General features: G+C 63.8%; 14 protein-coding genes. 7 read left to right on the top strand and 7 right to left on the bottom strand.

The genetic code is table 11. The features are described 5' to 3' along the window. The first annotated feature begins 46 nt into the window (after nucleotides 1-46). Nucleotides 47-406, top strand: coding sequence for a HesB/IscA family protein (locus tag AC13CE_RS07625; RefSeq protein WP_221538114.1), 360 nt, complete (start codon nucleotides 47-49; stop codon nucleotides 404-406). Between the two features lie 6 nt (nucleotides 407-412). On the opposite strand, the gene AC13CE_RS07620 is transcribed toward AC13CE_RS07625, so the two are convergent. Both AC13CE_RS07620 and AC13CE_RS07615 read right to left on the bottom strand, forming a co-directional pair. Next, nucleotides 413-841, bottom strand: a complete 429-nt coding sequence (locus AC13CE_RS07620; protein ID WP_221538113.1) for a hypothetical protein — start codon at nucleotides 839-841, stop codon at nucleotides 413-415. Continuing rightward, nucleotides 834-1,520 (bottom strand): EI24 domain-containing protein, encoded by a 687-nt coding sequence (locus AC13CE_RS07615; RefSeq protein ID WP_221538112.1) that lies wholly within the window; start codon nucleotides 1,518-1,520, stop codon nucleotides 834-836. The genes AC13CE_RS07620 and AC13CE_RS07615 overlap by 8 nt, the downstream gene beginning before the upstream one ends. A 118-nt stretch (nucleotides 1,521-1,638) precedes the next feature. Between AC13CE_RS07615 and AC13CE_RS07610 the strand changes: the two genes are divergently transcribed. Then, nucleotides 1,639-2,634 (top strand): adenosine kinase, encoded by a 996-nt coding sequence (locus AC13CE_RS07610; protein WP_482972060.1) that lies wholly within the window; start codon nucleotides 1,639-1,641, stop codon nucleotides 2,632-2,634. A gap of 12 nt (nucleotides 2,635-2,646) precedes the next feature. Here the strand turns inward: AC13CE_RS07610 and AC13CE_RS07605 are convergent, their stop codons facing one another. Both AC13CE_RS07605 and purD read right to left on the bottom strand, forming a co-directional pair. Then, nucleotides 2,647-3,855 (bottom strand): tetratricopeptide repeat protein, encoded by a 1,209-nt coding sequence (locus tag AC13CE_RS07605; RefSeq protein WP_221538110.1) that lies wholly within the window; start codon nucleotides 3,853-3,855, stop codon nucleotides 2,647-2,649. Nucleotides 3,856-3,867: 12 nt separating this feature from the next. Then, the gene (purD, locus tag AC13CE_RS07600; protein WP_482972059.1) at nucleotides 3,868-5,142 is read right to left on the bottom strand and encodes a phosphoribosylamine--glycine ligase; all 1,275 of its coding nucleotides are present in this window, start codon (nucleotides 5,140-5,142) and stop codon (nucleotides 3,868-3,870) included. Here purD and xseA point away from each other — a divergent pair. Genes xseA through AC13CE_RS07585 form a run of 3 tightly spaced genes read left to right on the top strand, consistent with a single transcriptional unit; the run spans nucleotide 5,141 to nucleotide 7,740 of the window. Then, on the top strand, nucleotides 5,141-6,607 hold the full coding sequence (xseA, locus tag AC13CE_RS07595; protein ID WP_221538108.1) for an exodeoxyribonuclease VII large subunit: 1,467 nt from the start codon (nucleotides 5,141-5,143) through the stop codon (nucleotides 6,605-6,607). The genes purD and xseA overlap by 2 nt on opposite strands. Nucleotides 6,608-6,631: 24 nt before the next feature. Then, nucleotides 6,632-6,841, top strand: a complete 210-nt coding sequence (locus AC13CE_RS07590; protein ID WP_221538107.1) for a DUF2093 domain-containing protein — start codon at nucleotides 6,632-6,634, stop codon at nucleotides 6,839-6,841. Next, a complete protein-coding gene (locus AC13CE_RS07585) occupies nucleotides 6,838-7,740 on the top strand; it encodes a peptidoglycan DD-metalloendopeptidase family protein (protein ID WP_221538106.1) in 903 nt (300 codons plus the stop codon). Before AC13CE_RS07590 ends, AC13CE_RS07585 begins: the two co-directional genes overlap by 4 nt. Nucleotides 7,741-7,890: 150 nt before the next feature. On the opposite strand, the gene rpmB is transcribed toward AC13CE_RS07585, so the two are convergent. Beyond that, nucleotides 7,891-8,178 carry a 50S ribosomal protein L28 gene (gene rpmB / locus AC13CE_RS07580; protein WP_221538105.1) on the bottom strand — a complete coding sequence of 96 codons (288 nt, stop codon included), beginning with the start codon at nucleotides 8,176-8,178 and terminating at the stop codon, nucleotides 7,891-7,893. Between the two features lie 156 nt (nucleotides 8,179-8,334). Here rpmB and AC13CE_RS07575 point away from each other — a divergent pair, with 156 nt between their 5' ends. Both AC13CE_RS07575 and AC13CE_RS07570 read left to right on the top strand, forming a co-directional pair. Further along, nucleotides 8,335-8,790, top strand: coding sequence for a nucleoside deaminase (locus AC13CE_RS07575; protein WP_221538104.1), 456 nt, complete (start codon nucleotides 8,335-8,337; stop codon nucleotides 8,788-8,790). 112 nt (nucleotides 8,791-8,902) lie between these two features. Continuing rightward, nucleotides 8,903-9,406, top strand: coding sequence for a YbjN domain-containing protein (locus AC13CE_RS07570; protein WP_482972058.1), 504 nt, complete (start codon nucleotides 8,903-8,905; stop codon nucleotides 9,404-9,406). Nucleotides 9,407-9,437: 31 nt separating this feature from the next. On the opposite strand, the gene AC13CE_RS07565 is transcribed toward AC13CE_RS07570, so the two are convergent. Together AC13CE_RS07565 and nadC are read right to left on the bottom strand one after the other, a co-directional pair. Continuing rightward, nucleotides 9,438-10,136 carry a ribonuclease T2 family protein gene (locus AC13CE_RS07565; RefSeq protein WP_482972057.1) on the bottom strand — a complete coding sequence of 233 codons (699 nt, stop codon included), beginning with the start codon at nucleotides 10,134-10,136 and terminating at the stop codon, nucleotides 9,438-9,440. Beyond that, entirely contained in the window at nucleotides 10,133-10,990 is an 858-nt protein-coding gene (gene nadC / locus AC13CE_RS07560) for a carboxylating nicotinate-nucleotide diphosphorylase (protein WP_221538101.1), read from the bottom strand. Before nadC ends, AC13CE_RS07565 begins: the two co-directional genes overlap by 4 nt. Nucleotide 10,991: the final 1 nt, after the last annotated feature.

Below are 10,991 nucleotides of genomic sequence, written 5' to 3'. Positions count from 1 at the left end.
CGCGGCGCGATAGCACCAATCTGGACACCGCTCAGGAGAGCGAACGATGACCGAAACGAAAACCCGCCCCGCGCCCAAGGCCGCCGTCGTCCTGACGAAACGTGCCGAGGAGCGCATTGCCGAACTGATGTCCAAGGCACCCGAGGATGCGATCGGGGTCAAGCTCTCGACCCCGCGCCGCGGCTGCTCGGGGCTGGCCTATTCGGTCGACTATGTTTCCGAAGAGGCCAAGTTCGACGAGAAGATCGAGACGCCAGGCGGAGTGTTCTACATCGACGGGGCCAGCGTACTCTACCTCATCGGAAGCACGATGGACTGGGTCGAGGACGATTTCTCTGCCGGATTCGTTTTCGAAAATCCCAACGCCAAGGGCGCCTGTGGCTGCGGCGAAAGTTTCATGGTCTGAGGCTGACTAGCGCCGCAGGGCCCGGACACAACTTGCGCGGTCCACGTCCTCGCCATCGCTTGCACGCCGTGCATCTACATGGGTGGCGCTGGGTTCTGCGCCAGGCCGGAGCGGATATAGATAGATATCCAGCACGCAGGGACTGCCGCTGAACTGAAGCTTCATCGCGTCGCCCTCCTTAACCTCCAGCCTCGGCGGGCCGAAGATATTGGCGAGCGCCGTCGCGTTCCGGCCGATAACCCCCTCGAGACCTGGCACGTTCATCACCTTAGGCGCGATGAATGCCCCGGTCGAAGGCGCAGGCCGCACCGGCTGCTGTGGAGGTGGGCGAGTACTCGTCACGGGCCGCTGTTCTGCCGGAGTATAGGTCTTGGGCGCGCTCACGCAGCCTGCGAGGCTTGCGGCGAGCGCCACAAGGGCGAATATCTTATGCAAGGGTGGCTCTCCTGCGATGCACAAGGTGGGTGGCGCTCGCCGCACCAAGAACCGGGGCGAGCAGATTGAGGAACGGGACCATGAGTAGCGCCGCGACTGCTCCGCCAAGCAGAAAGCGCCTGCCCTGGCCCAGCGGTGCGATCTCGGCCGTATCCCTGCGATGCCGCAGCCAGACCATGTCCTGCAGCTCGCGGCCGAGCAAAAAGGCGTTCACGGCCCAGAACAACAATGCGGTGCCGATACCGGTGACCAGGAGCAGGATCGCGAACGGCAGGGCGACGAGATTGACCAGCAATGCGCGCAGGGTGGACCGCACGCCGTTCCGCATCTCCTCGTGAAAGGCGAGCGACCGTGCGGCGCTGGCGGCTTCAGGGTAATGCCTCGCCTCGACTGCCCGGACCACTTCTTCCGCAAAGAACTGCAACACGAACAGGGCGACGAAACGGAACAATAGCCACGCGCCGATCAGCGTGGCGAGGACGGCCAGCAGCGTTCCGGCATCGCTCCCCTCTTCCAGCCCCGCCCATTCCAGCGCGGCTTCGAACCCGAAACTCAGCCCCCAGCCGAGAAGGAGGAAAATTGCCAGCGTGATCAGCAGGCTCTTTCCCAGCACCTTGAGGATCGCCGGATCGCCCAGCTGGCTGAAGGACAGGGCAAGGGCGCGCGGAAGTGAGATCATCTTGCCGGATCGAATCGCCCGTGCACGCAGACAAGTCAACGCCGCCCTTGGCCTTTGTACGACGAACCGCTAACCGCGCCCGACACATTCCAAGTTTCGTTCACCTTCCGGAGTTTTCATGACCGACCCCCGTTACGACGTCGTCGCGATCGGCAATGCCATCGTCGACGTGATGGCCCCCTGCGAAGACGAGCTGATCGAAGAGCTCGGTCTTGCCAAGGGCGGGATGACGCTGGTCGATACCGAGCGCGCGCAGGAGCTTTACGACGCGATGGGCCGCGCCACCGAAATCTCGGGCGGTTCTGCGGCGAACACGCTCGCCGGGATGGCCGCGCTGGGCGCGCAATGCGCCTTCGTCGGCCAGGTTGCGAAGGACCAGCTGGGCGACATTTTCGCGCACGACATTCGCGCCGTGGGCATCGATTTCGACACTACCCCGCGGGAAGGCGATCCGCCGACTGCGCGCTGCCTGATCTTCGTTACGCCCGATGGCGAGCGGACGATGAACACCTTCCTCGGCGCTTCGCAATTTCTGCCGCCCGCCGCGCTCGACGAAGAGCTGATCGCCAGCGCGGGCGTGCTCTATCTCGAAGGCTACCTGTGGGACCCGGAAGAGCCCCGCAGCGCCATGCGCCGCGCGATCGACGTCTCGCGCGGTGCGGGCCGCAAGGTCGCCTTCACTGCCAGCGAAAGCTTCGTGATCGAGCGCCATGGCGACGATTTCCGCGCGCTGATCGAAGAAGGAAAGATCGACATCCTCTTCGTCAACGAACACGAGCTGGCGACGCTGACCGGCAAACCGGACTTCGAAGCCGGTCTCGACGCGCTGAAAGGCAAGGTTCCCACGCTCGTCGCCACCCGCAGCGCCAAGGGCGCAGTGGTCATCGCCGATGGCGAGCGGGCCGAAGTCCCCGCCGAGCCGATCGCCAAGGTGGTCGATACCACCGGCGCGGGCGATCTCTTCGCCGCCGGTTTCCTCACTGGCCACACCCGCGGTGAGGATCTCGAGACCTGCCTGCGCATGGGCGCGATCTGCGCGGGCGAGATCATCAGTCACATCGGCGCACGCAGCGAGAAGGACCTGAAGGCGCTGGTGGCTGAGAAGCTGGGGTAGCCCCCGGACCGATCATCGGGTTACGATATCGACTTGCCGCCTCGCCGCATCAATTGCCATTGATCGATCATCATCATCACGCGCCAAATCGTGCTTTCCGATGTTCCAGTAGGCATCGGCCCGCATCCGCAAGGCGAAATAGTCCTCTGGATCGATCTCCAATGCCTGTGTAAGATATCTGATTACTATGGGATAGTTTTCGCTCTGAAAGGCCAGAACCGCCTGTCCGCGTAAAACAACCGGCCAACCGGGATCGCCCTCCCTTATATGTTTGAAATCGAGCTCGGCCATTTTCCGATTCCCAAGCCATGCATGGGCGATTCCGCGGTTTGCAAGTGCATAGGGATTGTCCGGATCGCTATGATGAAGTTGTGTGAAATCATCGATTGCTTCTCGAAACCGTCCGGAATCCAGATACGCTAAACCCCTGAGCAGGTATGCTTCCTCATTGTCTGGCCGCAAATCGAGTGAGGCAGTGAAATCCTCTATCGCCAGAGGAAGATTGCCCTGCTGCTCGTAAATAACTGCACGATTGTAGAGAGCGTAGGAATCTTCGGGATCGATCTGAAGCGCCCCGGTGTAATCACGCAGCGCGAGCGCATCCTTGCCCAGGCGGTGATGGACGCGTCCGCGACCCGCGAGCAGCTTGGCACGCCGTTCTGGACTAAGGCTATCCTCTGCCAGCATGGAGTTACAGGATTCCAAGGCTTCGATCAGTTCGTTTCGTTCGCCAAAATCGTTGCAATCTGGGTATTCGTTGTCGTAAATTACTCCTAGCGACGCGGTAAAAAGTGCCGCCCCTAAAATACCGTTCCAAATAAGCGATGCCCAATAGCGTTTGGGGTGTTCGGCTTTGCGATAGGCCTGAGCCACGCCGCGAACCAGAGGTTCTATTTCTCCGCTGCGCCAGCCGGATACGGCCGTCCCGAAAGCGTAGCTCCCCATTGCGCCGAACAACGTCGGAGCAAAGTAGTCAGACTTGGCAAAATCCTCGGCAAGAGGAGTGAAAATGAATACGCCTATTCCAATCAAGCCCAAAAGTATCGCGAGGCTTCGATATAGCTGTGGTTCCGATTTCCAGCTCAAGTCCTCCTCGGGAAGAGTAATGTCGCGGGGCACCCTGCCATGAGTAAAGTACCGCCAAGCATAGGTCGCTGGAGCCAAAGCCGTTATTGCCAGAGCAAGGGCGATCCAGATTTGCGGAGAAACATTATCGAACATGGGATGGTTAAATTATCCCCGCTCGCGCCGCACTTCCCTCTGGCCGATGTCGCGGCGGCAGAAACCATCCGGAAAGTCGATCGCATCGACTGCGGCATAGGCGGCGGCTTGCGCTTCGGTCGCGCTTGACCCGCTTGCCGTCACGTTGAGGACGCGGCCGCCACTGGCGACCAGCTGGCCGCCTTCCAGTTTTGTCCCCGCGTGGAAGACCTTGGCACCGTTCGCCTCGGCCTCGCCCAGGTCGATGCTGCCGCCCTTCTTCGGCGTGCCCGGATAGCCCTCCGCCGCCATCACCACGGTCAGCGCGAAAGTGTCGCTCATCCTGGGCGCCTCGATCTCGCCCAGCCGCCGCTCGGCGCAGGCCAGCATGAGTTCCACGAGGTCGCTTTCCAGCCGCATCATCAGCACCTGGCATTCGGGATCACCGAAACGCACATTGTATTCGATCAGCTGCGGTCCGGTCTTCGTCAGCATCAGCCCGGCGTAGAGTACGCCTGTGTAGGGCATGCCTTCCTCGCGCATGGTGCGCACGGTGGGTTCGATGATCTCGCGCATCGCCTGGTCGCGCAGGGCATCGGTGAGCACGGGCGCGGGCGAATAGGCACCCATCCCGCCTGTGTTCGGTCCCTCGTCGCCGTCGCCCACGCGCTTGTGGTCCTGCGCGCTGGCGAGCGGCACGATGGTCTTGCCGTCGGTCAGCGCGAAGAAGCTCGCCTCCTCGCCGGTCAGGAACTGCTCGATCACAACTTCGGAGCCTGCGCTGCCGAAGCGGCCGTCGAACATTTCCGACAATGCGTGCTGCGCTTCCTCGCGAGTTTCGGCGATAACCACGCCCTTGCCCGCGGCCAGCCCGTCGGCCTTGAGGACGAAGGGCGGGTCGAATTTCTTGAGCGCACCCCATGCCGCCTCCAGCGAGGTGCAGCGTTCGAAGCGCGCGGTGGGAATATTGGCGCGGGCGCACAGATCCTTGGTGAATCCCTTGCTGCCTTCCAGCTGCGCTGCTGCCCTGGAAGGGCCGAAGCTGAGGATGCCCGCCTCCTCGAGGCTATCCGCCAACCCTTCGACCAGCGGGCCTTCGGGGCCGATCACCACCAGGCCGATGGCGTTATCCTCGCAGAACTTGACCACCGCACCATGATCGCTGCTATCGAGCGCGACACAGGTGGCGCATTCTTCCATGCCCGGATTGCCGGGGCTCGCCCACAGCTTGTCGCAGCGCGGCGATTGCGCCAGTTTCCAGCACAGCGCATGTTCGCGGCCGCCGCCGCCGAGCAAGAGGATATTCATGGCCGCAAGTTTCCCACCGGATAGAGACAATGACGGACTGGTAGCGAAGCCCCGCCCCGGCGACAACGCCGAGCCGCTGTCGGTGAGCGAAATCTCGCAAATGCTCAAGCGGACCGTGGAGGATCGCTTCGGCTTCGTGCGGCTGCGCGGCGAACTGTCGGGCGTGAAGCGCGCGGCATCGGGCCATCTCTATGCCGCCCTGAAAGACGACAAGGCGGTGATCGATGCCGTGATGTGGAAGGGCAATGCTGGGCGTCTGCCCTTCCGGCCGGAAGACGGGCTGGAAGTGGTCGCCAGCGGCAAGATCACGACCTATCCGGGCCGCTCCAAGTACCAGATCGTGATCGAGCGGATGGAACTGGCGGGCGAAGGTGCGCTGTTGGCGCTGCTCGAAAAGACCAAGGCGCGGCTGCAGGCCGAAGGGCTGTTCGACGAGAGCCGCAAGCGGGCGCTGCCCTTCCTGCCGCGCACAATCGGTGTGGTCACCTCGCCCACCGGCGCAGTGATTCGCGACATCCTGCACCGGCTGGCGGATCGCTTTCCGAGCCGGGTGATCGTCTGGCCGGTGCTGGTGCAAGGACAGGGCGCGGCAGATCAGGTGGCGGGCGCGGTCCGCGGCTTCTCAGCCATGGCGCAAGGCCATCCCGATCGGCCCGATCTGGTGATCGTGGCGCGCGGCGGCGGCTCGATCGAGGATTTGTGGAGCTTCAACGAGGAGGCGGTGGTGCGCGCCATCGCCGAATGCTCGATCCCCACGATCAGCGCGGTGGGGCACGAAACCGACACCACGCTGGCCGATTTCGCTGCCGATCGTCGTGCGCCGACGCCCACTGCCGCTGCCGAGATTGCCGTACCTGTCCGTGCCGAACTTGCCGCCGCCCTCGCCGATTATGGTGCGCGCAAGAAACGCGCGATCCTGCGCCCGGTGCAATTGGGCCGCGAAAGGCTGGAGGCGCGCGCCGAGCGGCTGCCCTCGCCCGAGGCGCTGTTGCAACCGCAGGCGCAAAAGCTCGACGAATTGGCCGACCGGCTGCGGCGCGGATTGCAGGACCGTGCAGGGCAGGGGCGCGAAAAGCTGGGCAATTTGCGGCTTTCGCCAGCCATGCTGACACGCGGCTTGCGCGAGGCGCAGCGTTCGCTCGCGGGCGTGCGCCTGTCGCCTGCGGTGGTGCGCAAACCGATTGCGGAAGGCCGCGAACGGCTGGCGGCGCTGGAACGCGTGATGCGCTCGCTGGACCCCGATACGGTGCTAAAACGCGGCTATGTGCGGGTTACTGGCCCCGACGGGCGGACCCTGACCGACCGCGTCGAGGCCGCGAAGGAGGCACTGCTGACGCTCAAGTTCCGCGACGGCGACCTTGCCGTCTCGACCGGCGCCGCGCCACCTGCCCCAAGCTCGCCAGCACCGCGGCCCAAACCAGCAAAAAAGGGAACGCCGCCCGCGCAGGACGATTTGTTCGGATAGACACGACCTGCTAGGGAGCTTCCCATGCTGATGAACAAGAATTCGGGTCCCGCTTCGGGCGAGGCCAAGCTGCAATACGGACCCAATGGCTTTCGCGTGCTGCGCGCGGGCAATCACGTGTTCTGCGCGGCGAGCGGTGTGCCGATTCCGCTGGAGGAATTGCGGTACTGGTCGGTCGAGCACCAGGAGGCCTACGCCACGCCCCAGCTCGCAACGGAGCGGCTAAAACCGTGAGATTACGCCGGGTCGCGCCGCTTTTCCTCCTTGCCGTTTCAGCCTGTGTGGCGCCCTCGCAGCCGGTGCCGGTTGAGCCTGCACCGCCCAGCGAGGTTGTGCAGCCGGTGCGCGAACCTGATCCTGCGCCCGCGCCTTCTCGCCCGGCGGTATTCTCCTTCGAGGGCGAGCTGACGCAGGGCGGCTGGATCCGCGGCACGGTTCCCGGTGGGACCGAAAGTGCGGCATTGGGCGAGAACGAGCTTGTCTTCGACGAGAAGGGCAATTTCTTCGCCGCATTCGACCGCGATGCAGGGCCGAGCGAAACGCTCGTCGCCACGCTGGCCGATGGCAGGGTGATCGAGAGCCCAGTCGCCATTTCGCCGCGCGATTGGGACATAGAGCGGGTCAATGTCGCCAGGCGTCCCTCGTCCTCTTCCGAAGCCTTTCTTGCGCGCCGCCGACCCGAGCTCGAAGCAATCTGGAACGCGCGGCAGGAGGAAACCCCGGCCGAGGGCTGGCGACAGGACATGGTCTGGCCGGTGACCGGACGTATCTCGGGCCGGTTCGGATCGCAGCGCATCTACCGCGGCGAACCGGGCAGCTATCATTCGGGCCTCGATATCGCGGGCGGCGCGGGAACGACCTATGTCGCCCCCGCCGACGGCATCGTGGTACTGGCCGAACCCGATTTCAGCCTCGAAGGACAGCTCCTCATCATCGACCACGGGCAGGGCCTCAACAGCGCCTTCCTGCATTCCTCCGAACTCTTCGTGCGCGATGGGCAGACGGTAAAGCAGGGGCAGCCGCTGGGCCGCATCGGCTCGTCGGGCCGCGCGACGGGGCCGCACCTCCACTGGAGCCTCGTGTGGCGGAACCTGCGGCTCGATCCGCTGCTGTTCCTGCCGCCGATGCCCTGACGACCTGGCTGCCCCGCAGCTACGTCGATCTGGGGGATGCTCCCAGTCCCGAAAACCGGTGGCGTAGAGACTGGACACGGCAAAAGGCGCGCAGGTGAACCCGCGCGCCTTTGCGTGATCGATGAGGAAAGCGCCGAAGCGCCGCGCAGCTTACGAGGCGGCGGTAGCTTTCTTCAGCTCGCGCTTTACCTTCAGCGCACCGGCCGAAAGCTTTTCGTCGCTGGTCTTCAGCAGCCAGTTGTCGAGACCGCCATTATGCTCGACCGAACGCAGGCCCTGCGTCGACACGCGGAACTTGAAGCTGCGATCCAGCTTCTCGCTCATCAGCGTGACGTTCTGCAGGTTCGGCAGGAAGACCCGCTTGGTCTTGTTGTTGGCGTGGCTCACATTGTGACCGACCTGACGGCCCTTGCCGGTGAGTTCGCAAATGCGCGACATGGATTTGTCTCTCGTTCGAATGGCTGGGCGAGTTCCCTTGGCCGCAAATGCGGACGGGGGCCTCATTTATCCCGGAAAGCGGCGCGCATAGCGGCGAGGGTGCGAATCGTCAAGCACGTTGCGCGGGATCGAACCGGGGGCTAGCGAGGCGCTGGTATGACAGGCTGGACCCTTCCGCAACCGATGCAACGTGCGCTCGAACTGGCCGAAGCCTCGGCCGCGGCGGGCGAAGTGCCTGTGGGTGCGGTGATCACGCGCGGCGGCGAGGTGATCGCCGAGGCGCACAATGCGCCGCGAGAGACCAGCGATCCCACCGCCCATGCGGAGATGCTGGCGATTCGCCGCGCGGCGGTGGCGCTCGGGCAGGAGCGTCTGACAGATTGCGAGCTTTGGGTCACGCTGGAGCCCTGCGCCATGTGCGCCGGCGCCATCGTCCACGCGCGGCTGGGCAAGGTCTATTATGGTGCAAGCGACCCCAAGGGCGGTGCGGTCGAACACGGCGCGCGCGTGTTTGAACAGAAACAATGCCTACACCGCCCGGAGGTCTACGCGGGGCTTGGTGGAGCAAGAGCGGCGGAGTTGCTTCGCGACTTCTTCAGGGAGCGTCGCTGAAACTGTCCGTCCGCACAGCATAGTGTTTCCATTTAGAAAAAGGGCTGCATGAAGCGGGTGGGCAATCCGTCGAGCTTTGGTTACGGTCCTGCCCGGAAGGGGGAAATACTGCATGACGAATTTTGGGACTGCGATTCTCGTCGCCGGTGCAAGTCTCGTGCTGTCCGGTGCGTCAGCGATGGCACAGGGCAGCGAGACAATCGGCACCTTTTCGCGCAGCGATCTCGAGGTGGCGCTAGGAGCGAACGATACGAAGTGGGAAGCGCATCCCGATAATAACTCGATCAACGTGATTTTCTCGAACGGCTTTCACGCGAATGCCGCCCTGATGGCGTGCGAGGATTCGGACATTCTGGAGAATTGTTACGGCACCTCGATTCTTGCGACCTTCGCGCCGCCCGAAAATGCGAGCCCGGCGGATATTGCGGAAGCGGTATCGGCCTATAATTACCGTCAGAACTTCGGCCGCGCCTATGTCGATCCCGAAGGCACTCTTTCGGTCAGAATATACATAATCTCCGATGGCGGCATCACTCGCGAGAATTACCGCCGGCAGATCGAGCTATGGTCGATGTCGCTGGAGAAGCTTTACGGCTACTTCGATTCTGCGGAATAGGAATCGCGAAATCGCAATGCTGCTGGGCTGGCTATAGCCCCCGCCAGATTTTCGCCGCCTCGCCATCCTTCGCTCCCGACCGGCGCTCATCACACGCCTTGGGCATGAAGCGTTTATCGTAACAGAGGCGCAGTTCCTCCAGCCATCCCTTGCCGTCCAGATGCACGCCTACCGCTTCGGGGAACCAGCCCGGGTTGGCATCGGCGAAGCGAGTGCGGATAGTGCCTGCAGTGAGATCGTCCTCGCGGCTGATGCGGACGAAATCGGGCCAGCGGAGGCCGCCGAACAGAATGCGCGTGACCTTGAGGTAGGTTTCCGGGCGGCGGGTCATGTAGGTGCCGTGCTTGGCCCATTGGCGCGTGACCAGCGCAGCGTCGGGGCTGATGCAGAGGTTCTTGCGCAGCGCGGCCAGCTCGATCGGTGTGCGGCTGCACCATTGCGGCCAGCTGCGCCCGCTGTCGGGCCAGAGCCCGTGGACCGTGAAGCCGAAGCGTCCCTCGCGCCCCGAGCATTGCCGCGCATGGCGGCGTTCGCTCTCGCGGAAGCGGCAGAATTCGGGAGTCCAGCTCAAGGCAAGCGTATAGCCCGTCACGGGCAGGCGCCGCGGCTCGCCCTCGTCGACATCGGGCACATGGGTGCTGCCGGGGATAGTGCATTGAAAGGCCTGGGCCGCAACTGCACCCGGCGTTGCGAGCGCGACTGCTGCCGCGATTGCCGCGGCGGATTTCATAGCGGCATAAAGTCCAGACCGATATCGGCTGCGGGCGCGCTCTGGGTAAGCCTTCCTACCGACACATAATCGACCCCGGTGGCCGCCTTGGCGCGGATCGTGTCCAGGTTGATCCCGCCGCTGGCTTCGGTGGGCACGCGCCCTGCCACCAGCGCCACGGCTTCGCGCAGGGTCGGCGGTTCCATATTGTCCAGCAACAGCCGCGTTGCGCCCGCTTCCAGAGCCGGTTCGATCTGATCGATCCGGTCGACCTCGCAAATGATGTCCCTCACCCCGGCCTCGACCGCGCGGCGTACCGCCTCTCCCACGCTTCCTGCGACGAGCACGTGGTTGTCCTTGATCATCGCCGCATCCCACAATCCCATGCGGTGGTTCGCCCCGCCGCCCATGCGCACGGCGTATTTTTCGAGATGGCGCAGGCCCGGAATGGTCTTGCGCGTGTCGAGCAGGGTGCAAGCCGGATTGTCCATCACTCGGACGTATTCGGCGACCATGGTGGCGATGCCCGAGAGGTGCTGGACAGTATTCAAGGCGCTGCGCTCGGCGGTGAGCATGGCGCGGGCATTACCTTCGAGCCGCATCAGGTCGGTCCCGGCGGGAACTTGCGCACCTTCCTCGACGAGGATGTCGATCTGCATATCGGGATCGAGCGCGCGGAAGAAGGCCGCGGCCACGGGCAGGCCCGCGACATGGATCGGATCGCGTGTGTCCATCGTTCCGGAAAAGCGGGCCTGTGCGGGGATTACGCTTTCGCTGGTAACATCGCGTCCGCCGCCGGACATTCCTTCGCCGAGGTCTTCGGCAAGCGTATCACGGATAAAAGCGGAAAGATCGAAACCGTCGAGCTTGAACAAC

The sequence above is a fragment of the Qipengyuania sp. B-5 genome, assembly GCF_056857815.1.
Note: the sequence above shows the minus strand (reverse complement) of the source record. Positions and strands in the feature narration are given on the sequence as shown.

What these genes read in the sequence shown, in the direction of transcription:
- AC13CE_RS07625 (WP_221538114.1), top strand. Translation starts at nt 47, where the DNA reads ATGACCGAAACGAAAACCCGCCCCGCGCCCAAGGCCGCCGTCGTCCTG.
- AC13CE_RS07615 (WP_221538112.1), bottom strand. Translation starts at nt 1,520, where the DNA reads ATGATCTCACTTCCGCGCGCCCTTGCCCTGTCCTTCAGCCAGCTGGGC.
- AC13CE_RS07610 (WP_482972060.1), top strand. Translation starts at nt 1,639, where the DNA reads ATGACCGACCCCCGTTACGACGTCGTCGCGATCGGCAATGCCATCGTC.
- AC13CE_RS07605 (WP_221538110.1), bottom strand. Translation starts at nt 3,855, where the DNA reads ATGTTCGATAATGTTTCTCCGCAAATCTGGATCGCCCTTGCTCTGGCA.
- xseA (WP_221538108.1), top strand. Translation starts at nt 5,141, where the DNA reads ATGGCCGCAAGTTTCCCACCGGATAGAGACAATGACGGACTGGTAGCG.
- purD (WP_482972059.1), bottom strand. Translation starts at nt 5,142, where the DNA reads ATGAATATCCTCTTGCTCGGCGGCGGCGGCCGCGAACATGCGCTGTGC.
- AC13CE_RS07590 (WP_221538107.1), top strand. Translation starts at nt 6,632, where the DNA reads ATGCTGATGAACAAGAATTCGGGTCCCGCTTCGGGCGAGGCCAAGCTG.
- rpmB (WP_221538105.1), bottom strand. Translation starts at nt 8,178, where the DNA reads ATGTCGCGCATTTGCGAACTCACCGGCAAGGGCCGTCAGGTCGGTCAC.
- AC13CE_RS07575 (WP_221538104.1), top strand. Translation starts at nt 8,335, where the DNA reads ATGACAGGCTGGACCCTTCCGCAACCGATGCAACGTGCGCTCGAACTG.
- AC13CE_RS07570 (WP_482972058.1), top strand. Translation starts at nt 8,903, where the DNA reads ATGACGAATTTTGGGACTGCGATTCTCGTCGCCGGTGCAAGTCTCGTG.
- AC13CE_RS07565 (WP_482972057.1), bottom strand. Translation starts at nt 10,136, where the DNA reads ATGAAATCCGCCGCGGCAATCGCGGCAGCAGTCGCGCTCGCAACGCCG.